Source organism: Mangrovicoccus sp. HB161399, assembly GCF_013184745.1.
Classification (GTDB): domain Bacteria; phylum Pseudomonadota; class Alphaproteobacteria; order Rhodobacterales; family Rhodobacteraceae; genus Mangrovicoccus.
In genome coordinates this window covers 43248-62779 of sequence record NZ_JAATVU010000013.1, presented here as the reverse complement: position 1 = coordinate 62779, position 19532 = coordinate 43248, and the positions used below count along the sequence as shown (strand labels likewise).

The 19532-nt window shown below is 69.6% G+C and carries 18 protein-coding genes and 1 pseudogene; 12 read left to right on the top strand and 7 right to left on the bottom strand.

The window, feature by feature from the left end; all coding sequences use genetic code 11:
* Positions 1–2: 2 nt before the first annotated feature.
* The 5 genes from HCC78_RS09665 to HCC78_RS09645 all read left to right on the top strand — a co-directional run bounded on the left by HCC78_RS09665 (position 3) and on the right by HCC78_RS09645 (position 3749).
* On the top strand, positions 3–560 hold the full coding sequence (locus HCC78_RS09665; RefSeq protein WP_172328563.1) for a F0F1 ATP synthase subunit B: 558 nt from the start codon (positions 3–5) through the stop codon (positions 558–560).
* Between the two features lie 139 nt (positions 561–699).
* Entirely contained in the window at positions 700–1560 is an 861-nt protein-coding gene (locus HCC78_RS09660; RefSeq protein ID WP_172328562.1) for a bifunctional helix-turn-helix domain-containing protein/methylated-DNA--[protein]-cysteine S-methyltransferase, read from the top strand.
* A 56-nt stretch (positions 1561–1616) separates the two neighbouring features.
* Positions 1617–2270: an OmpA family protein gene (locus HCC78_RS09655; RefSeq protein WP_172328561.1), complete on the top strand. Its 654-nt coding sequence runs from the start codon at positions 1617–1619 to the stop codon at positions 2268–2270.
* A gap of 99 nt (positions 2271–2369) precedes the next feature.
* Positions 2370–3143 carry a FadR/GntR family transcriptional regulator gene (locus tag HCC78_RS09650; protein ID WP_172328560.1) on the top strand — a complete coding sequence of 258 codons (774 nt, stop codon included), beginning with the start codon at positions 2370–2372 and terminating at the stop codon, positions 3141–3143.
* 180 nt (positions 3144–3323) lie between these two features.
* The gene (locus tag HCC78_RS09645; RefSeq protein ID WP_172328559.1) at positions 3324–3749 is read left to right on the top strand and encodes a glyoxalase superfamily protein; all 426 of its coding nucleotides are present in this window, start codon (positions 3324–3326) and stop codon (positions 3747–3749) included.
* Between the two features lie 101 nt (positions 3750–3850).
* Here HCC78_RS09645 and HCC78_RS09640 read toward each other — a convergent pair whose 3' ends face one another.
* Positions 3851–4405 carry a hypothetical protein gene (locus HCC78_RS09640; protein ID WP_172328558.1) on the bottom strand — a complete coding sequence of 185 codons (555 nt, stop codon included), beginning with the start codon at positions 4403–4405 and terminating at the stop codon, positions 3851–3853.
* Between the two features lie 1165 nt (positions 4406–5570).
* On the opposite strand from HCC78_RS09640, the gene nth reads away from it, so the two are divergent.
* A complete protein-coding gene (nth, locus tag HCC78_RS09635; RefSeq protein WP_172328623.1) occupies positions 5571–6215 on the top strand; it encodes an endonuclease III in 645 nt (214 codons plus the stop codon).
* The gene (locus HCC78_RS09630) at positions 6212–7204 is read left to right on the top strand and encodes an adenosine kinase (RefSeq protein WP_172328557.1); all 993 of its coding nucleotides are present in this window, start codon (positions 6212–6214) and stop codon (positions 7202–7204) included. The genes nth and HCC78_RS09630 overlap by 4 nt, the downstream gene beginning before the upstream one ends.
* A 1139-nt stretch (positions 7205–8343) precedes the next feature.
* On the opposite strand, the pseudogene HCC78_RS34760 reads toward HCC78_RS09630, so the two are convergent.
* The 3 genes and pseudogenes from HCC78_RS34760 to HCC78_RS09620 form a co-directional block, all read right to left on the bottom strand.
* Positions 8344–8463: pseudogene (locus tag HCC78_RS34760) on the bottom strand (CZB domain-containing protein); the annotation flags it as partial.
* A 197-nt stretch (positions 8464–8660) separates the two neighbouring features.
* The gene (locus HCC78_RS34755; protein ID WP_371743800.1) at positions 8661–9314 is read right to left on the bottom strand and encodes a hypothetical protein; all 654 of its coding nucleotides are present in this window, start codon (positions 9312–9314) and stop codon (positions 8661–8663) included.
* 206 nt (positions 9315–9520) lie between these two features.
* Complete coding sequence (locus tag HCC78_RS09620; protein ID WP_172328555.1) at positions 9521–10324, bottom strand: sulfotransferase family protein; 804 nt, start codon at positions 10322–10324, stop codon at positions 9521–9523.
* Between the two features lie 78 nt (positions 10325–10402).
* Between HCC78_RS09620 and HCC78_RS34750 the strand changes: the two genes are divergently transcribed.
* The 3 genes from HCC78_RS34750 to HCC78_RS09605 all read left to right on the top strand — a co-directional run bounded on the left by HCC78_RS34750 (position 10403) and on the right by HCC78_RS09605 (position 13472).
* On the top strand, positions 10403–11926 hold the full coding sequence (locus HCC78_RS34750) for a DUF5928 domain-containing protein (RefSeq protein ID WP_172328554.1): 1524 nt from the start codon (positions 10403–10405) through the stop codon (positions 11924–11926).
* 6 nt (positions 11927–11932) lie between these two features.
* Positions 11933–12310, top strand: a complete 378-nt coding sequence (locus tag HCC78_RS09610; RefSeq protein WP_172328553.1) for an HIT domain-containing protein — start codon at positions 11933–11935, stop codon at positions 12308–12310.
* A gap of 469 nt (positions 12311–12779) precedes the next feature.
* The gene (locus HCC78_RS09605) at positions 12780–13472 is read left to right on the top strand and encodes an NAD-dependent deacylase (RefSeq protein ID WP_172328552.1); all 693 of its coding nucleotides are present in this window, start codon (positions 12780–12782) and stop codon (positions 13470–13472) included.
* Between the two features lie 648 nt (positions 13473–14120).
* On the opposite strand, the gene HCC78_RS09600 is transcribed toward HCC78_RS09605, so the two are convergent.
* On the bottom strand, positions 14121–15059 hold the full coding sequence (locus HCC78_RS09600) for an ABC transporter ATP-binding protein (protein WP_172328551.1): 939 nt from the start codon (positions 15057–15059) through the stop codon (positions 14121–14123).
* Positions 15060–15165: 106 nt separating this feature from the next.
* Between HCC78_RS09600 and HCC78_RS09595 the strand changes: the two genes are divergently transcribed.
* Both HCC78_RS09595 and HCC78_RS09590 read left to right on the top strand, forming a co-directional pair.
* Positions 15166–15375 carry a zinc-finger domain-containing protein gene (locus HCC78_RS09595; RefSeq protein WP_172328550.1) on the top strand — a complete coding sequence of 70 codons (210 nt, stop codon included), beginning with the start codon at positions 15166–15168 and terminating at the stop codon, positions 15373–15375.
* Positions 15376–15462: 87 nt separating this feature from the next.
* Positions 15463–16155 (top strand): hypothetical protein, encoded by a 693-nt coding sequence (locus HCC78_RS09590; protein WP_172328549.1) that lies wholly within the window; start codon positions 15463–15465, stop codon positions 16153–16155.
* A gap of 7 nt (positions 16156–16162) precedes the next feature.
* Here HCC78_RS09590 and HCC78_RS09585 read toward each other — a convergent pair whose 3' ends face one another.
* Complete coding sequence (locus HCC78_RS09585; RefSeq protein WP_172328548.1) at positions 16163–16657, bottom strand: hypothetical protein; 495 nt, start codon at positions 16655–16657, stop codon at positions 16163–16165.
* Positions 16654–19449, bottom strand: a complete 2796-nt coding sequence (polA, locus tag HCC78_RS09580) for a DNA polymerase I (RefSeq protein ID WP_172328547.1) — start codon at positions 19447–19449, stop codon at positions 16654–16656. Before polA ends, HCC78_RS09585 begins: the two co-directional genes overlap by 4 nt.
* Between the last annotated feature and the right edge of the window lie 83 nt (positions 19450–19532).

Genomic DNA, 19532 nt, shown 5'->3' with positions numbered 1-19532 from the left:
CCATGACCCGCATCATCGCACTCGCCCTTTCGCTGGCTGCCGGTCCGGCGCTTGCCGCCACCGGCCCGTTCTTCTCGCTGCACAACACCAACTTCGTCGTGCTGCTGGCCTTCATCCTGTTCGTGGCCGTGCTCGTGTACTTCAAGGTGCCGGGCATCCTGGGCAAGATGCTGGACAAGCGCGCGGACTCGATCCGCTCCGAGCTCGACGAGGCCAAGGCGCTGCGCGAGGAGGCACAGGCCCTGCTGGCGTCCTACAAGCGCAAGCAGGAAGAGATGGCCGAGCAGGCCCAGAAGATCGTCGACACCGCGAAGCGGGAAGCCAAGGCCGCCGCCGAGAAGGGCAAGGCGGACCTGGAGACCTCGATCGCGCGCCGCATGGCTGCCGCCGAGGAACAGCTGGCCTCCGCCGAGGCCCAGGCGATCAAGGAAGTCCGCGACCAGGCCGTCAACGTCGCCGTTGCCGCCGCGGGAGAAGTCATCGCCAAGCAGATGGCCCCGGCCCAGTCCGAGGCGCTGTTCGAGGACGCCCTGACCCAGGTGAAGTCCAAGCTGCACTGAGCCGCCGCTCCGCCGCCGCGACATTCCTGAACCCCGCAGGGACGCCCCCTGCGGGGCTTCCTGCATTTGGCGCAAGCTCCGGGTCGCGCGGGGCGGGGCGCGCGGATAGGATGGGCCGACACCAATGCAGGACCCAGCCATGCCCGACACCGCCCTCGAGACAGACTACCATTACGGCGTCATCGGCCGCGCCATCGAGGAGATTGACCGCGCGGGCGGCGAAGTGCTGGCGCTGGACGACCTTGCGCGCCGGATGGGCATGTCGCCCGCGCATTTCCAGCGGCTGTTCTCGGCCTGGGCCGGGGTCTCGCCGAAGCGCTACCAGCAGTACCTGACGCTCGGACATGCAAGGCGGCTTCTGGCCGAGCGGCACACGACGCTGGACACCGCGCATGCGCTCGGCCTGTCCGGGGCGGGACGGCTGCACGATCTGTTCCTGACCTGGGAGGCGATGAGCCCCGGCGACTACGCGCGCAAGGGAGAGGGGCTGGAGATCGGCTGGGCCTGGATCGACACGCCGTTCGGCGAGGCGCTCGCGATGGCGACGGCCCGCGGCCTTTGCGGCATGGCCTTCAGCGGGGAATTCGGCCGCGCGGCCGCCTGGGAGGACATGGCTGCCCGCTGGCCTGCAGCACGCTTCGCCGAGGAGCCGGCGCGGGTCGGCGCGCTGGCCCGCGCCGCCTTCGAGGGCCGGGGCGGCAAGCTCCACCTGATCGGCGCGCCGTTCCAGATCAAGGTCTGGGAGGCGCTGCTGCAGATCCCCTCCGGCCATGTCACCACCTATTCCGACATCGCCCGTGCCATCGGCCATCCGAAGGCGGTCCGGGCCGTCGGCACCGCGGTCGGGCGCAACCCGGTCAGCCTGTTCATCCCCTGCCACCGCGCGCTGCGGAAATCCGGCGGGCTCGGCGGCTACCATTGGGGGCTGACGGTCAAGCGCGCGATCCTCGCCTGGGAGAGCGCCCGCGCCGATGCACACGCAGAGGTCACCGCGGAGTGATTTCGTTTTCCGCCGGCTCGTCTATAGTGACGCCAAAACGACCAACGAGGCGATCCATGATCCGAGCGACCCTTCTGCTGACCACCGCGGCCCTGACGCTGTCGGCCTGCGACCCGGCCCTGATGAACAACGTCAACAATCCCGACAACCAGAACCGCAATGCCGGCGCGCTGACTGGCGCGGCGGCCGGGGCGATCGCCGGCGTCGTGGCGGGCGACCGCGATCCGAAGGCAGTCGCCATCGGCACTGCGGCGGGGGCCATTCTCGGCGCGGGAATCGGCGAGTATCTCGACCGCCAGGCGGCCTCGCTGCGCAACGACCTCGGCAACGATGCGATCACCGTCACGAATACCGGTGACAGCCTCTTGGTGAATTTCCCGCAGGACGTGCTTTTCGCCACCGACAGTGCCTCGGTTTCTTCCGCAAGCCGCAGCGACCTGCAGGCGCTCGCCCGCAACCTGCAGCAATATCCCGATACCACGGTCCAGATCGTCGGCCATACCGACAACACCGGCTCGGCGGGCTACAATTTCGACCTGTCGAACCGCCGCGCAGGCGCCGTGGCGGGCGTGCTCGTCAATGCCGGGGTCGCGGGCGGCCGCATCACCTCCACAGGCAAGGGCGAGGACCAGCCGGTCGCCTCCAACCTCACCCCCGAGGGCCGCGCGCAGAACCGCCGCGTCGAGGTCATCATCCGCCCGACGGCCTGATCCTGCGCTCCCGGTCAGGAAATCGGAGCGGTTTCCGTGCAGGGCGTTGCCCTGCAGGCCGCTCCGGTTATAACATCTGACCAGATCGGGGGCAGGCAAATGACATTCAGACGCATAGAGCCGGAGAAGCTCAGCCAGGCGGTGGTCCGCCAGATCGAGGATCTGATCCTGCGCGGCGTGCTGCGCCCGGGCGAGCGCCTGCCGGCCGAACGCGACCTGTCCGAAAAGCTCGGCGTCTCCCGTCCCAGCCTCCGCGAGGCAGTGGCGCATCTGCAGGACCAGGGGCTGCTGACCGCGAGGGCGGGCTCGGGCGTCTTCGTCGCCGAGGTGCTGGGTTCCGCCTTCTCGCCTGCGCTGGTGCGGCTGTTCTCCACCAACGAGGATGCGGTCTTCGACTATATCGACTTCCGCCGCGACCTGGAGGGTCTGGCCGCCGAGCGCGCCGCGCGCATGGCCTCGGATACCGACCTGAAAGTGATCGACACGATCTACCGCCGCATGGAGATGGCGCACCGAAAGCGCAACCCGGCCGACGAGGCGCGGCTGGACGCGGAATTCCACCTGTCCATCGTCGAGGCCAGCCACAACGTGATCACGCTGCACATGATGCGCTCGATGTTCGAACTGCTGCGCGAGGGCGTGTTCTACAACCGCCAGATCATGTTCAAGCAGCGCGCCACCCGCGACATCCTGCTGGCCCAGCACGGCGACATCAACCGCGCGCTGCAGGACCGCGATCCGACCGCCGCGCGCGAGGCCGTGGCAGCGCACATGGATTTCGTCGCCCGCTGCCTCAAGGAACAGCAGAAGGCCGACAAGCACGAGGCCGTCTCGCAGCAGCGGCTGGAGCACGAGGAGGGGCGGCGGCTCTGAGCCGTTGACAGTCGGGCCGCGCAGGCTTACCTGCGGCTCAGGTTCCGGCACCTGCCGCCCGCGGCCCTGTGGCCATGGTGAAGTCCGGCTCCGAAGTTCCATGCTCCCGACGCTTTTGCGCCCGGACGGCAAGGCGGGCCCTGTCCATCCCGAGGCGCAGACTCTGCGAAAGGACATGCCATGCCCGCCCTTCCGACCCTCGAGGTCCTGAAATCCGAGGCCCGCGCCCTGCGGGCCGATGCCGCCGCCGCCGGGCGCCCCCTGACCCAGTCCAAGGCGCTGGAACAGGTCGCCCGCCGCCATGGCGTGCGCGACTGGAACACCGCCGCCGCGCTCGCGCGGCGCAACGCCCCCGACACCCCGGCGATGGTCGGCCAGCGCGTGCGCGGCCGGTTCCTCGGGCAGCCTTTCGCGGGCGAAGTGCTGGGGCTGGAGAAGCAGGGCAGCCACTGGAAGATCTCGCTGCGCTTCGACCAGCCTGTGGACGTGGTGGAGTTCGAGAGCTTCTCGAATTTCCGCCGCCAGGTCTCGGCGCTGGTGGGGGCGGACGGCGTCTCGCCCGCGCGCCGCTCCGACGGCACGCCGCATCTGGTGCTGGCCCCCTGAGGCAGAGGGGCAGGGGCCACGCGCCCCTGCCGCCCAAGGGTTGCCCGCAGAGGAACAGGAAGCTGCTCTCCGACAGGGAGCGCGCGCGCCGGCTCCGACCATCAGGATCGTTCCGGGGAAACCGGCGCGGGAAATGTTTGTGCCCCAGCCGGCACCCTCCAGATAGAGCACGGTGCCGAACGGGTCGGCTCCATCGTTGATCGCATGGCCGCTCCGCCCGGTTCCACTCCCGCAATCGGTGGTCGCGTGGTTGCCGAGCAGGCCCGCAAAAGCAGGACGTCCGTTCCGGGATCGCCGGTCAGCACGTCGTTGCCATCAACGATGTCCGAGGCGTTGCCGCTGCAATGGCCGTTTTCCGCGTCCAGACCGGCAAGATCGGCACCGCATCCGCCCTGCATGCGATACCGGCCTTTGCCGCCGAAGATCGTGTCGCCCTCCGATCCGCAGCGCAGCGCGTAGTCGCCTGCCCCCATGATCAGGGATACGTCGCCTCTCAGGTCGACGGTGCTGCGTCCGGCATCTCTTTTGACGCCGCCGCCGCCAGGGATGACGTCGGCATCCGCGCCGCTGTGCGGTTCCTGGCTGGCATTGCCGTTGACGGTGTCGTCAGCCGCGCCGTCCTTGACGGTAGCCGCTCCGGCCTTCGCGCTGGTCATGCCGTCCTTCGCCTGCCGCAATAGGTCTGGGAATCCGCGCCGCCTTCCATCCCGCCGCTTTCCATACCGCCGGTCTCCAGCGTGCCGGTGATGGCCGTGTCGTCGGCACCGAAGAGGAGGAGGGGCGTGATGCCGGCCCGGGGACTCTGCGCGAAGCCGCCGTTCTCAAGCGTGGTGGCCTGCGGCTGGCTCGTCCCGCAGGCGGTCTTTTCGGCGCAGGCATGGCCGGCATCGGGCAGGACCGCGGCGGCGTCGTCCGCGCTGCCGTAGCCGACGAAGAACCGGCCGATGATGCAGAAACCGGCCCCGCCGCCTTCGCTGCCGGCCTCGCAAGGAGTCCTGCCGAGGAGACAGCCGCCCGTCTGTTAGGGCGGCGACGGCGGCATATTCGAGCCTCTCGGCCTTCCGCATGCCAAAATCGCTTTTCCGGATCGGCGCAGGCTGGCCCGTCGCAAGATCCGACATGCTCGGACCGGCCCAGACGCCTTCGTCCGAAGTGGTCACGGCAATCATCGCGGCGGTCTCGCGGGCATCCGCCTCGCACACCTGCGTGGCCGGCGTGCAGCCGTCGGCATCGCTGTATCGGCCAGTTCAAGCCAGGGACAACCCGCCGCTGACAGCGCCGTGGCTGCAGCCGCGGAGGGAATACCGGATGTGCTGCCGACCGCGAGCGGCTGCACGACGTCTTCCGCCCTCCTGCATGCGGATTGCGGGCAGGCCGAAGGTCCTGTCGGTCCGGGTTGCGGGGATCTGCAGGAAGGTGCCTTCGGTCCGCACGAGGGGGCCCCAACCGCTCCGGGGACCTGTGCCCGCCACCGGATGGCCGACGGTGCCGAGCGTGGCACCGGTGGCGGCGGGATCGCCTGTCAGGCAATCGAATTCGGCATCCATGGTCAACGGGCCCCGCTGCAGGATGCCGGTCCGAAAGCTCCCGGAAGGACGTGTTGGCCCTTGCCAATGCATGGTTTTCCGGATGCGCCATGCCGTCAGCGGTTTCGGCGGCGCGCGGCATCCCGCCGGGCTGGCATCCCGGGCGTGCGCCGCCTATGAAAGGGAACCGACCTTGCAAGAGCTAGGGAAGATGGCCCAGACACCTGCCCCCTCCGGGCCGGCGCGCCGCAAGAAGCTGCGCGCGCCTGCCGCCTCCGCCCCGTCGGCGACGCCGATGGCGCCGCAGGCCCATTACAACACCGTCCGCGCGGCCTTCGAGGCCTTCCGCCAGTCCGAGCCCGAGCCGAAGGGCGAGCTCGACCACGTGAACGCCTATACGCTGCTGGTCGCCGTGGCGCTGTCGGCGCAGGCCACCGACGTGGGCGTGAACCGCGCCACGCGCGCGCTCTTCGCCACGGTGGACACGCCGCAGAAGATGCTGGATCTGGGCGAGGAGGGGCTGATCGGGCACATCAAGACGATCGGGCTGTTCCGCAACAAGGCGAAGAACGTCATCAAGCTCAGCCGCATCCTCGTCGAGGAATACGGCGGCGAGGTGCCCAGCTCGCGCGCGGCGCTGCAATCGCTGCCCGGCGTGGGGCGCAAGACCGCGAATGTCGTGCTGAACATGTGGTGGCGCATCCCCGCCCAGGCGGTCGACACCCATATCTTCCGCGTCGGCAACCGCACCGGACTCTGCCCGGGCCGCGACGTCGATGCGGTGGAACGCGCCATTGAGGACAACATCCCGGCGGAGTACCAGCTGCACGCCCATCACTGGATGATCCTGCACGGGCGCTACATCTGCAAGGCACGCAAGCCCGATTGCGGCCGCTGCATCATCCGAGACTACTGCGCGTTCGAGGAGAAGACCGCATGAGCCACCGCTACGCCGTTGCCGGAATCGGCAATGCCATCGTCGATGTCCTGTCGCCGGTCGACGACCATTTCCTCGACCTGATGGGCATCGAGAAGGGCATCATGCAGCTCGTGGAGCGCGAGCGGGCCGAGCTGCTCTATGCCGCGATGAAGGAACGCACCGAGGCGCCGGGCGGCTCGGTGGCAAACTCGCTTGCCGGGATCGGCCAGCTGGGACTGAAGACGGCCTTCATGGGCCGCGTCCGCGACGACAGCCTCGGGAAGGGCTACGCGCAGGCGATGACCGACGGCGGCACGGATTTCGCGGTGGCGCCAGCGCCCGCCGACCTTCCGACCTCGCGCTCGATGATCTTCGTCTCGCCCGATGGCGAGCGCTCGATGAATACCTATCTGGGCGTCTCTGCCGCGGTCGGTCCCGAACATGTCCCCGAGGAGGTCGCCGGCGATTGCGGGCTGCTGTTCCTCGAGGGCTATCTCTTCGACAAGGACCCGGGGAAGGCGGCCTTCCTGAAGGCGGCCGAGCTCTGCCACAAGGGCGGCGGCAAGGCCGGGATCGCCCTTTCGGACCCGTTCTGCGTCAACCGCCACCGTGCCGATTTCAAGGCGCTGATCTCGGGCCAGATGGATTACGTGATCGGCAATGTCCATGAATGGTGCGCGCTCTACGAGACCGAGGATCTGGAGGCCGCGCTGGCCGAGGCGGCCGCGGTCTGCGAGACCGTGATCTGCACCCGCTCGGGCGAGTCCGTCTGGCTGCTGCGCGGCGGCGAGAAGGTCGAGGTGCCTGTGACGAAGGTGGTTCCGCTGGATGCCACCGGCGCGGGCGACCAGTTCGCCGCCGGGCTGCTCTACGGGCTGGCCTCTGGGCGCGACCTGGCGACGGCCGGCAAGATGGGCGTGCTCGCCGCGGCGGAGGTCATCCGCCATATGGGCGCGCGGCCCCAGACCGACGTTGCGGGCGCCTTCCGCGCGGCCGGCCTCGCCGCCTGATCCGTCCGCCGCCGTCCTGTCCGGGGCGGCGGAACTCCGGCCCGCGTTGTCCCGGGGCGGACGGACAGGCAGGGGCCAGCCGGACCGGGGCGCATCCGCGGCAGATGCCGCATGACGGGCGTCGCGCCGGATGTCGGGAACCTCCGATACCTGCATTTTTCCGGGAAGGCATCGCGCTTTCCAGGCCGGCGGCCCGCGATGCCCTTCTCCGCGCCTTGGGGGGAACTGCCAGGTGCCTGCCTCTGACGGACCGGGCGTCCGGATGCGGTGTCGGCGCCAGCCCTATGGCGTCGTCCCGGCTGCCGGGCATCGCCCTTGCCTCCGGTCCGGTTGCTGCAAACGCGCGCTGCGATGCGCGCTTGGACGCCTTCGCCAAGGTCGCCGCAGCCGTCATGCCGGTGCCGTGTGCGATCGGAGGCCCTTGCGCGGATGGGTGGCGTTTGTCCCTGGCGTCTTTCGGGGCAGGCCGGGGATGTCGGAGCAGCGCTGCATGCCCGGCGGGCGCCATGGCCATCATGGAGGAAATGCGCGGGTCCCGGGCCAAGTGCCGTGACAAAGCCGGCTGGCCGTCGGGCGCAGCCGGGTTCGCCCGCCAGCGGGACGTCTGATTGGCCGACCCCGCGTTGGCCGCGAAGAGCGGCCAGGCGTTTTGCGCGGGAAGGGCGGGAAGAAATCGCGTGACGCGCCGCTGCCATGTCCGGGGCCGGACCAGCGCGGAGCGCGTCTCGCCATGTTGCCTGGAGACGGAGGAGGGGCAGCCGCGGAGGCCCGGGTCGCCGGACAGGCGGACGGAATTCCGGGAGCCCCGCAGCCCGGACCGGGGTGGGGCCGGATGCGGGCTGACCCGAGACAAGTCTGAACCCAACATGGGGCGGCAATGTTCTGTACTGCGGCGCGCGCCAGCCGATGGTAGCGCATGTGCCGGATGCAGCCGGCGGAGCGAGCGCTCGGCGCCTCGCGTCTTCCGCGGCGTCTTCCGCGATCAGCCGGTCCAGCAGGCGGATCACCTCCTTCGAGCAGGCTTCGACCTCTGACATTGCCGCGAGCGCTTCCTGGCGGCGTCCCGCGTTGAACGCGCCGACCGCGCGGATTCCGGCCGCATGCACCTGTGCATGGGGCGCCTCGAGATCCCGGCAGGCGGCCGAGTCGGGTCCTCCATGGCACTTGCCGAGGCGGCAGCAGCGATGGTCGCTCAGCTCGCTCTGGTCGACGCGCGTGCGGCCGAAGAACAGATCCGCGAGCCGCCTCTTCCAGAACACGCCATCGGCCTTGGCCAGGCGCGCGATCTTGGCGGGCACGTCCAGCTCCGCGACCTTGGCCAGCTCCCGCGCGGAGGCCGGGACCAGCGCGGTGATCGCCGTGTCGCTGGTCCGGGTGATGTCGATATTGGCCTCGGCCAGGCGGCTGGTTTCGGCGGCATCGCGCGCCGGCTTGCCGGTCGCGTCCGCTTGCGAGGTCACCGCGCCGGCGATGCCCTGCAGGCGGTCGTCGAGGCCGAGCACGCCGTCGAGCACTGCGAGGTTCTTCTGCGCCACTTCGGCCGTGCCCTCGGCATCGCCGACGCTCCGGGCGATGGCCGGGACCTCGGAGTCGAAGCTTGAGACCGTCCCGCGGATCGCCTTCGTCGCGGTCCTGGTCTGTTCCGACAGTGCCCGGACCTCCTCGGCGACGACCGAAATCCCGTGCCCGGCATCGCCTGCGCGGCGGCCCCGAGGCTGTCATTCGACGCCAGCAGGTTGGTCAGCATGGCGATCGGGCCGATTTGCTTGACCGCCTTGGCAATGTTGCCGGAAGCCCGTGCCAGCCGTCCGGACATGGCCAGCGCCGCGCGCATGGCCTCCATCGAGCGGCCGGTGGCTCCGTCGGCCTCCGCCATCTGGTGGCACGCTTCGGTCGCGGAGCCGCGCATGTCCCGAGACACGCTCCGGAAATCGCCGGCCGTTTGGCCGATGGATTGCACCGGGACGGAGAACTCCTCGCTGGAAACCATGATCGAGCCGCAGGCAGCAGCGACCTCGTTCGACAGCATGGTGAATTCGATGAGCTGCTCAGGCTGCTTCCGGCCGTCTTCCTGCCTTGCCGCGGCCAGCTTGCGCAGCGCCGCTGCCATCCAGCCGCTGCCGCCGGGCGGCGGCGGAAGGCCCCGCCGGCCAGCGTCTCTGGGATTTCCGGCAATACCGTGTCGGTCTCCTTCAGCGTGCCGAAAGTCGGGTACTGCGTCACCGGCTCATCTCCGTGCGGGCGCCGGGGCGGGGCGGCACGCGCGACTCTAGCGCGGCTCGGTCAAGGCATTGCTGATCGCGGCAGGCGGGCCGGTCAGTCCGACAGGCAGCGATGGACCTCGCCGAGGTCGATCTCGCCCAGAGGCGCGGCGCGTCCCGGATCGGCCGGGTCGTAGCGGAACAGCTCGAAGTCCCGGCGGTAGGCTTCCCAGACCATGTGCCGGGACATGTCGTCGAAATAGGCCTCCACCGGGTGGGCGCGCTCGGGGCCGTGGCCGGAGCTCTCGTTGAAGCGCGGCAGCGCGGCAAGCTCGACCGGGTGGCGCGGCTCGAAATCCGACAGAACGGCGCGCATCCCCGCCTCGAAATCCTCGGTCGCGATGATCCGGTCGTAGCGGCCGCCATTGGCGATCAGCGTCGCGACATGGCCGGACTGGGACGACCAGTGGATGTCGGGCTCCATCGGCTTGCGGAACAGGATCGTGTCGCGGGCGAAGAGCAGGAAGCGGCGGAAGCTGGCGATCTGGTCGAAGTTGCCGTCCACTTCCACGCCGTAGAGCTGCATCACCTTGGGCACCAGGTTGCCGCGGTAGCGGTTGCCGTTGCGCTGCACGCCGCAGATCTTGTCGAAGAAGGCCGACAGGATCCGCCGGTAGGGGTTGCGCACGCAGGTGAAGACCGGGACGTCGGGGGCGAAGACCGCATCCTCGATCGCGGCGCGGCGTTCCTCCATCGACCATTTCCATAGGCCTTCGGAGGCGTCGTGGATGTCGCCGTCATAGAACCGCCCGTGATCCGAGTGGTAGAGGATCTGGCCGATGGTCGAGCAGGCGCATTTCGGGACGACGCGGTAGGCCACCGTGCCGCTCTCGGTCATCCAGATGCCGGGAAATCCCATGCCGCTGCCCTTCTTCGTCCTTTCTCAACGGTTTGGCGCCATGAGGTGAAGAAAGTCTGACGAATTCAGGTAAAATCCGTGGCGTCCATCGCCTTTCTCCTCCTGGCGCACAAGGAACCGGACCGCGTGGCGGCGCAGGCGCGGATGCTGGCCGCGCGGGGCGACCATGTGGTGGTGCATTTCGACGGCAATGCAGGCCAGGCGGACTGGCTGCGGCTTGCGGAGGCCGTCGCCGGGCGCCCGCGGGTCCATCTGGTGAGGCGCAGGCGGCGCTGCGGCTGGGGGGAATGGTCGCTGGTCGAGGCGACGCTGGCGATGATGCGGCGGGCCTTGAAGGAGGCGCCGGAGGCCGGCCATCTGCTGCTGCTCTCGGGGGACTGCATGCCGCTGCGCCCGTTGGCCGAGCTGCGCGCGCATCTGGACGCGGCGCCGGCCGACTATATCGAGGCCCGGGATTTCTTCCGTTCGGGCTGGATCAAGACCGGGCTGCAGGCGGAGCGGGTGCTCTACCGCCATCCCTTCAACGAGCGCGGCCATCCCCGTCTCTTCGCCGCCGCGCTGGCGCTGCAGCGCGCGCTGGGGCTGGAACGGCGGCTGCCGCCGGACCTGCCGCTTCGGATCGGCTCGCAATGGTGGTGCCTCAGGCGGCGGACGGCAGAGGCGGTGCTGGGCCTCTGCCGCGACCGTCCCGGGATTCCGCGCTTCTTCCGCCTCAGCTGGATCCCGGACGAGACCTTCTTCCAGACCGTGGTCGCGCATCTGGTGCCGGAGGCCGAACGCTCGCAGCGCATCCTGACGCAGCTGATCTTCTCCGACTACGGCATGCCGGTCTGCTTCCACGACGACCAGGCGGAGGCCGTGCTGGCCTCGGACCGGTTCTTCCTGCGCAAGATCGCGCCGGGGGCGGAGGGGCTGCGCCGTGAGCTGGAGCGGCGCTTCCTGGAGGACGCTCCGGCGGCGGGTGCGACGGCCGACCTGCGGCAGCGCCACCTCTGGCTGGCGGGCCGGGGACGGGAGGGCCGGGCGAGCCCGCCGCCGCCCTGGGAGCGCCCGCCGCCGGAGCTGCGGCTGATCGTCTGCAAGCGCTGGCATGTCGCGGCGCGGCTGGCGCGGCGGCTGGCGGAGCGGACCGGCGCAGCCGCGCCCGGCGCGCTCTTCGACGAGGCCGGGGCGCAGGATCCGGATCTGGGCGGCTACGGGCGGCGGCTGGAGGACCGGCGGGCGGCTCCGGCGGCGTACCTGGCGCGGGTTGCAGAGGCGATCGGCGCGCGATCGCTGGCATTGCCCTGCGATCCCTGCCATGGCGGCCTGCTGGCGGCGCTGGCCGGGCAGGGCGCACGGGTCCTGAGGATCGGCACGAGGCGCGACCCCGAGTTCCTGGCCGGCCACAGCGCGCGGATCGGCCTGGGCGGCGGCCTGCTTGCGGCGGTGGCGGCCGAACTTGCCGCCGAGGAGGCCGCGCTCGGCCGGGCCGGGCTGTGCAAGGCGATCGAGCCGGGGGACGGGCGGGAGGCCGCAGCCGTCTGCATGGCCCGCGCGCTTGACATCCCCCTGGGGCTCGCGACAGACCTGTGCGCAGATCCAGACCTGACCGGAGAGTGAGCCGCGATGAGCTATCCCTATGACGACCAGAACATCTTCGCGAAGATCCTGCGCGGCGAGATCCCCTCGAAGCCGCTGATGGAAACCGAGCACACGCTGGCCTTCTCCGACATCGCCCCGCAGGCGCCGCACCATGTGCTGGTGATCCCGAAGGGGCCCTATGCCACCTACGACCATTTCGCGCTGGAGGCCTCCGAGGCGGAGATCGTCGACTTCACCCGCGTGCTGGGGAAGATCGCGGCGGAGCTGGGCGTGCAGCCGGGCAAGGACGGCTCGGGCTTCCGGCTGATCTCCAATGCCGGTCCGGACGCGATCCAGGAAGTGCCGCACATGCATGTCCATCTGGTGGCGGGCCGCCCGCTGGGGCGCATCCTGCCCGAGTGAAGCCTTTGCCGCGGTGCCTTGGCGCCGCCGCGGACGCCCGGCTGCGCTCCGGGCCGGGTGCCGGCCGTGCCAGCCCGCGCCGGCATCCCGGCGCCTCCGGGGCGTCTTCGGCACCGGCAGGGCTGCCGCAAGTGCAGCCGCGCGCGGCCGGTCCGCAGGGCTGCCCGGCGGCTGCACGGGCGCTCCGCGCTCTGCCCGCAAAGCACTCCCATCTCGGCCAGCGTGCCCCGGTGCTGCAGCCTTGATGGGCCTTGACGATGCGGATTTCCATGCAAGCGGCGGCGCTTTGGCATTGCCCGTCTCCGTCTGGCACAGCCTGCCGCGCCTTTCCGGCCCGGGACATGCCAGCCGGCCTGCGCGGCCCCGGGCCGGCAGGACGGACCATCGGCCGCCGGGGCGCGCGGCTTTCGCCGATTGACGGCGGTCGCCGACCCGTCCGAAGAGGGCGCAAGCGGCACAGGAGGCTGAAATGGCGCGGATCGTGATCCTCACCGGCGCGGGGCTTTCGGCGGAAAGCGGGCTCGGAACCTTCCGGGACAAGGACGGGCTCTGGACGAAATACGACCTGCAGGACGTGGCGACGCCAGAGGGCTTCGCGCGGAATCCCGAGCTGGTGACAGGTTTCTACAATGCCCGGCGGGCGAACCTGCTCGATGCCGCGCCGAATGCCGCGCACGAAGCGCTGGCGCGGCTGGAGGCGGGGCTGCCGGGCGAGGTGCTGATCGTCACCCAGAACATCGACAACCTGCATGAGCGCGCCGGAAGCAAGGCGGTCTGGCACATGCATGGCGAGCTGATGCGCGCGCTCTGCCATGCCTGCGGCGCGCGGTGGGACGCGCCGCGCGAGATGAGGACGTCGGATGCCTGCCCCGCCTGCGGCAAGGCGGCGACCCGGCCGGACGTGGTCTGGTTCGGCGAATACCCCTACCACATGGAAGAGATCTGGGACGCGCTGCGGGCGGCGGAGCTCTTCGTCGCGATCGGCACCTCCGGGCAGGTCTATCCGGCGGCGGCCTTCGTTCAGGATGCCTCCCGGGCCGGGGCGGAGACGCTGGAACTCAATCTCGAGCGCTCCGAGGTCAGCCACGATTTCGACGAGGCCCGGCAGGGCCCCGCGACCGAGCTGGTCCCGGCCTGGGTGGAGGAGATGCTGGCCCGCTAGGACGGTGCCGGACCCGTCCGGATCAGGCGCAGTGCATCCGCGGCCGTGCGGCCGGTACGGGTCCTGCCAGGGCAGCGGAAAGTGGCGGCGCGGGCAGCGGGACCGGGACAGGGGCGCAGGGGCCGAACGTCGTCGAGAGGCTGAAATGGACGGAGGTCGGCGATGCCGGGAGGCCGCCGCGGAAGCCCGGAGGGCCGCCGGTCCCGAGGCAGCAGCAGGTCGCGCCCGGTGGCGCGGTTGCCGTGCCGAAGCGCACGCAGGTGGCTGTTCTGCCGGAAACGGTTCGGGCGTTGCGGGCTGCGGTGCGATGCCCGCCGGTCCCGAAGCCGGCAATGTCCGAGGTGACCCCATGCCCGCGGCGGGACAGGTTGCGTTCTCCCCCGGTCCGAAGCCGATGCCCTCCACCACATGATTGAAATTTCCTGACGGCGGCGAAGGAGAAGCCGAAATCGGGCGTGGCCGAGCTCGCGGGGGCGGCGAGGGCCGTCACGGCGGCGCAGGGAAGGGCGCAAATGCCCGTCATGGCGGAAACTCCGGTCCGGCAATCGCGCGCGGCACCGGCAATTGGTCCGGTGCGCCAGCCTGGCGAGAGGAGGTCCGGGGAAGCGGTGCGCCGCAACGGAAAACCGCCGCTGCGCAGAGCGCGGATCAGGCGGCGTCGGGCTTGCGGGTGAGGGCGAGGAAGACGTCCTCGAGGTCCGCCTCCTCGGTGCGCACGTCGCGGATGTGGATGCCGGCGTTGCGCACCGCCTCCAGGATCGCGCCGGGCGAGGTGACGCTGCGGCGGTAGTCGAAGGCGATGGCGCCGCCGGGACGGGTGCCGACCTCCACGCCGTCGATGGCGGGCAGGGCAGGCGGCGGGGATTCGGGCTCGATCACCAGCGTCTTGGCGTCGAGGCGGCCAAGCAGGTTCGGGGTCGTGTCCTGCACCACCAGCTCGCCCTGGTTGATGATCGCGATTTCGCCGCACATGTCCTGCGCCTCTTCGAGGTAGTGCGTGGTCAGGATGATCGTCATGCCCTCCTCGTTCAGCCGCCGCACGTTGCGCCACAGCATCTGGCGCAGCTCGATGTCGACGCCTGCCGTCGGCTCGTCGAGCACCAGCACATGCGGCGCATGGACCAGCGCCTTGCCGAGGAGCAGCCGCCGCCGCATGCCGCCCGAAAGCGTGCGGGAATAGGCGTCGGCCTTGTCGGTCAGCCCGACCAGTTCCAGGATCTCGTCGGTCTTCCGCTGGCTGCGCGGCACGCCGTACAGCCCGGCCTGCACGTCGAGCGCGCCGCGGGCCGAGAAGAACGGGTCCATGTTCAGCTCCTGCGGCATCACCCCGATCGAGGCGCGCGACTGGCGCGGGTTCACGTCCTGGTCGAAACCCCAGATCCGCACGGTCCCGGCAGTCTTGCGCACCAGCCCGGCGAGGATGTTGATCAGCGTCGACTTGCCCGCGCCGTTCGGGCCGAGCAGGCCGAAGATGGAGCCCTGCGGAATCTTCAGGTCGATCCCCTTCAGCGCATCCTTGGCGGGGGCGCCCTTCTGCGCGGCATAGGTCTTGCGCAGGCCTTCGATCTCGATTGCGTTCTGTGACATCCTGGCCTCTAGTATAGCGGAAGGGACCGCTTGCCCGGCAGGGGCGCATCCCGTAACGCTGACCTAAGCCGACAGGCCCGTCCCGGCAAGCAGGAGGAGTCCCCCCATGGCCATCAAGCCGCCCGAATTCCAGATCACTTCGGCCCATCGCGTGGCCTGCGACGGCGGCGAGGGCGCTCTGGGACATCCCCGGGTGTGGCTGACGGTGGATCCGGACAAGGGCTATGTCGAGTGCCCCTACTGCGATAAGCTCTATGTCGAGGAGGATCGCGCCCAGGCGATCCTGGCCAGCATGGGCATGAGCCAGGCGGGCTGAATCCCGACGCGGGCGGCAATCCTCTCTTTGCCTTGGGTCATTCGCCTGCAATCCTTGCGGTATTTCAGCAAGCAAGGATTTGAGAAGATGGAAATCAAGGTTGGACTCGACGATCTGGTCGGGGCGGTGCGCCTCTGCCGCGCGTATCTCAAGGGAAAAGCGGACGACAGGATCGTCGCCAGGCTCGACAATAACGGCGTGCAGGCGGCAGTGACGTCCGACGGCACGCTGCTGATCGACGGATCGAACGAGGTCTATGACTGGCTCGGCATCAATATCGACGTCTTCGAGAGCGTCGCGCGCCAGACCGCGATGGGCGACAGCGGCAAATACGAATGGCACGCGGGATTCCTCAAGCATGCCCAAACCGTCTTTGCCTTCGCGTCGGGGCTGTCCTCGCCGCCGAAGCTGATCATTGGCCACTCCCTGGGAGCCGCCTCGGCGCAAATCGTAGGGTCGTCGCTGCGCGTGCCGACCATCGCCTTCGCTTCGCCGCTGACGCAGCGGATCCGCAGGTTCAAGAAGACCAAGCGCCCGCAGGGCAGGCACTGGGTGCTGAACATCCAGCGCGCCGATGACCTGGTCTGCGGGCTGCCGCCGAAGTGGCTGGGCTTCGCCCATGTCGGGAACGTGCTGGCCATGAGCCCGAAAGGCGTCCATGACGGCCAGGACCATTCCACCAAGAACTATCTGAACGCCCTGCGCGACGGCTACATGTCGAAGCAGCTGCAGAAGCACCTGCCGCTGGCGCTCGGCGCGTCGGCTCCGGCGGACAGCTGAACGGCGTTCAGAGGGGGGCGGAGCGTTCCGCCCCTCCGGGACGGCGGAGCCTGCGCGCGGCGCGGCCGCCTGCCTCGCCGCCGGGCCCGAAGGCGACGCACCAGCCGCCGAAGCCGGCCGTCCCGCCGATGACGGTCAGCGCGAAGGCCGAGCGGACATATTCCCACGGGTCCCAGCGGGTTTCGGCGATGACGGGCTGCAGCAGCATGCCGGCCAGCACGGTGGCGGCGCCGAAGACGGCGATCCGCTTCGCGGTCAGGCGCAGGGGCGAAACCGCCAGGGCGATCCTGAGGATGGCAGCCGCGGCCAGGGCCGGCGGCAGCAGCACGGCGGCGGCCGTGGCAAGGCCGTGCAGCAGGGCTTCGGCCTGGCCGGCGCCGAATTCGACGGGCCCCGCCGCAGGCGCGATCCATTCGGTGGCGAACCAGGTGGCGACGACGAGGAGGATGAACAGCATCCCCGCCGTCCAGGCGGCCAGCGCCAGCCGGGCGAACAGCCTCAATGCGCCTCGGCCCAGCTCTGCCCCTGTCCGGCATCGACGGTCAGCGGCACGGCCAGTTCCACCGCGGGCATGGACGCGCCCTCCATGACGTCGCGCACCCGGGCGATGGTCTCGTCGACGGCGCCTTCCTCCACCTCGAAGATCAGTTCGTCATGCACCTGCAGGAGCATCTTGGCAGGCAGCCCCTCGATGGCGGCGGGCATGCGGATCATCGCGCGGCGGATGACGTCGGCGGCCGTGCCCTGGATCGGCGCGTTGATCGCGGCGCGCGAGGCGAAGCCCGCCTGCGGCCCCTTGGCGTTGATCTCGGGCGTGTGGATCTTGCGGCCGAAGAGCGTCTGGACATAGCCATGCTCCTTCGCGAAGGCCTTGGTCGCGTCCATGTAGTCGCGGATGCCGGGGAAGCGCTCGAAATAGCGGTCGATGAACCCCTGCGCCTCGGCACGCGGGATGCGCAGGTTGCGCGCCAGCCCGAAGCCCGAAATGCCGTAGATCACGCCGAAGTTGATCGCCTTGGCCTGGCGCCGGATTTCCGGCGTCATCTCGTCGAGCGGCACGTTGAACATCTCGGATGCGGTGGCGGCGTGGATGTCCTGGCCGTCGCGGAACGCCTCCTTCAGCGCCTCGATCCCGGCGATATGGGCGAGAATGCGCAGCTCGATCTGGGAGTAGTCGAGCGAGACCAGGACGTTGCCCTTCTCCGGGACGAAGGCCTCGCGGATGCGGCGGCCTTCCTCGGAGCGGACCGGAATGTTCTGCAGGTTCGGATCGGTCGAGGCGAGGCGGCCGGTATTGGCGCCCGCGATCGAGTAGGAGGTATGGACCCGGCCGGTTTCGGCGTTGATGTGGTCCTGCAGCGCGTCCGTGTAGGTCGATTTCAGCTTGGAGAGCTGCCGCCAGTCGAGCACGCGGGCAGGCAGGTCATGTTCGGTCGCCAGATCCTCCAGCACGTCGGCGGGCGTGGACCAGGCGCCGGTCTTGCCCTTCTTGCCGCCCGGAAGGCTCATCTTGTCGAACAGGATCTCGCCCAGCTGCTTCGGCGAGCCGACGTTGAAGGTCTCGCCCGCCAGCTCGTGGATCTCGGCTTCGAGCCCGGCCATCTTCTGGGCGAAGGCGTTCGACATGCGGCTCAGCACGTCGCGGTCGACCTTGATGCCGGTGCGCTCCATCTGCGCCAGCACGGGGACCAGCGGGCGTTCCAGCGTCTCGTAGACCGTCGTCACCTTGGCCTTGTGAAGCCCCGGCTTCAGGCAGTGCCAGAGGCGCAGCGTGATGTCGGCATCCTCGGCGGCATAGGGCACGGCCTTTTCCAGCGGCACCCGGTCGAAGGTGATCGCCGACTTGCCCGTGCCCAGCAGCGGCTTGATCGGGATCGGCGTGTGGCCGAGATATCTCTCGCTCAGCGTGTCCATGCCGTGGCCATGCAGGCCCGCGTGCTGGGCATAGCTCATCAGCATCGTGTCGTCGATCGGCCCGACCGCGATCCCGTAGCGGGCGAGGATCTTCATGTCGTATTTCATGTTCTGGCCGATCTTGAGGATCTGCGGGTCCTCCAGCATCGGCTTGAGCATGTCGAGCGCCTCGTTCATCGGCATCTGGCCCTCGGCCAGCGCGTCGCTGCCGAACAGCCCGCCATCCTCCGCCTCGGCCTTGTGGGCCAGCGGGATGTAGCAGGCGCGGCCCTCTTCCACCGCCAGCGAGACGCCGACCAGATCGGCCACCATCTCGTTGAGGCCGGTGGTCTCGGTGTCGACGGCCACCCAGCCGCGGGCATAGGCGAGGTCGATCCAGGCCTGCAGCGCCGCGGCGCCGCTGACCGTCTCGTATTTCTCCGCGTCGAAAGGCTGGTCCTCCGCCGGTGCGGCGGCCTGCGCTTCGGGCGCCTTCGGTTCGGGCGGGGTCTCGGCGCCGAGCTTGTCGGCGACGCGCTTCGTGAGCGTGCGGAACTCCATCGCGTTGAGGAAGCCGACCAGCGCCTCGGCCTCGGGCTCCTTCACCTCGAGGCTGTCGAGCGTGAAATCCAGATCCATGCCGCAATCGAGCTGCACCAGCTGCTTGGAGATGCGGATCTGCTCGGCATTGTCGAGCAGCGTCTGGCGGCGCTTCGGCTGCTTGATCTCGGAGGCGCGCTCCAGGAGCGTCTCGAGGTCGCCGTACTCGTTGATCAGCTGCGCGGCGGTCTTGATGCCGATGCCGGGTGCGCCCGGCACGTTGTCGACGCTGTCCCCGGCCAGCGCCTGCACGTCGACCACCTTGTCGGGGGTCACGCCGAACTTGGCCTCGACGCCCTCGATGCCGATGCGCGCGTTCTTCATCGCGTCGAGCATCTCGACGCCGTCGCCCACGAGCTGCATCAGGTCCTTGTCCGAGGAAATGATGGTGACGCGGCCTCCCGCCTCGCGCGCGCGGCAGGCCAGCGTCGCGATGATGTCGTCGGCCTCGAAGCCCTCGATCTCGTGGCAGGCGATGTTGAAGGCGCGGGTCGCCTCGCGGGTCAGCGGGAATTGCGGCACCAGGTCCTCGGGGGCAGGGGGACGGTTGGCCTTGTACTTGTCGTAGAGATCGTTGCGGAAGCTCTTGCCGGAATGGTCGAAGATTACCGCCGCATGGGTCGGCGCATCGGGGCCGGCATTGTCCTCCACATACTTGAACAGCATGTTGCAGAAGCCCGCCACCGCGCCGACCGGCAGCCCGTCCGACTTCCGCGTCAGCGGCGGCAGGGCGTGATAGGCCCGGAAGATGAAGGCCGATCCGTCGATGAGATGCAGATGGTGTCCCTTGCCGAAGGCCATTGCCGCGCGCTCCTTGCCGTTTTCCGGACCTACCTAGAAGAGCCCGCCGCGGCGCGAAAGGGGAAATCGGGCCAGGCCGGGAG

What these genes read in the sequence shown, in the direction of transcription:
- HCC78_RS09665 (WP_172328563.1), top strand. Translation starts at nt 3, where the DNA reads ATGACCCGCATCATCGCACTCGCCCTTTCGCTGGCTGCCGGTCCGGCG.
- HCC78_RS09660 (WP_172328562.1), top strand. Translation starts at nt 700, where the DNA reads ATGCCCGACACCGCCCTCGAGACAGACTACCATTACGGCGTCATCGGC.
- HCC78_RS09655 (WP_172328561.1), top strand. Translation starts at nt 1,617, where the DNA reads ATGATCCGAGCGACCCTTCTGCTGACCACCGCGGCCCTGACGCTGTCG.
- HCC78_RS09650 (WP_172328560.1), top strand. Translation starts at nt 2,370, where the DNA reads ATGACATTCAGACGCATAGAGCCGGAGAAGCTCAGCCAGGCGGTGGTC.
- HCC78_RS09645 (WP_172328559.1), top strand. Translation starts at nt 3,324, where the DNA reads ATGCCCGCCCTTCCGACCCTCGAGGTCCTGAAATCCGAGGCCCGCGCC.
- HCC78_RS09640 (WP_172328558.1), bottom strand. Translation starts at nt 4,405, where the DNA reads ATGACCAGCGCGAAGGCCGGAGCGGCTACCGTCAAGGACGGCGCGGCT.
- nth (WP_172328623.1), top strand. Translation starts at nt 5,571, where the DNA reads ATGGCGCCGCAGGCCCATTACAACACCGTCCGCGCGGCCTTCGAGGCC.
- HCC78_RS09630 (WP_172328557.1), top strand. Translation starts at nt 6,212, where the DNA reads ATGAGCCACCGCTACGCCGTTGCCGGAATCGGCAATGCCATCGTCGAT.
- HCC78_RS34755 (WP_371743800.1), bottom strand. Translation starts at nt 9,314, where the DNA reads ATGGCAGCGGCGCTGCGCAAGCTGGCCGCGGCAAGGCAGGAAGACGGC.
- HCC78_RS09620 (WP_172328555.1), bottom strand. Translation starts at nt 10,324, where the DNA reads ATGGGATTTCCCGGCATCTGGATGACCGAGAGCGGCACGGTGGCCTAC.
- HCC78_RS09610 (WP_172328553.1), top strand. Translation starts at nt 11,933, where the DNA reads ATGAGCTATCCCTATGACGACCAGAACATCTTCGCGAAGATCCTGCGC.
- HCC78_RS09605 (WP_172328552.1), top strand. Translation starts at nt 12,780, where the DNA reads ATGGCGCGGATCGTGATCCTCACCGGCGCGGGGCTTTCGGCGGAAAGC.
- HCC78_RS09600 (WP_172328551.1), bottom strand. Translation starts at nt 15,059, where the DNA reads ATGTCACAGAACGCAATCGAGATCGAAGGCCTGCGCAAGACCTATGCC.
- HCC78_RS09595 (WP_172328550.1), top strand. Translation starts at nt 15,166, where the DNA reads ATGGCCATCAAGCCGCCCGAATTCCAGATCACTTCGGCCCATCGCGTG.
- HCC78_RS09590 (WP_172328549.1), top strand. Translation starts at nt 15,463, where the DNA reads ATGGAAATCAAGGTTGGACTCGACGATCTGGTCGGGGCGGTGCGCCTC.
- polA (WP_172328547.1), bottom strand. Translation starts at nt 19,449, where the DNA reads ATGGCCTTCGGCAAGGGACACCATCTGCATCTCATCGACGGATCGGCC.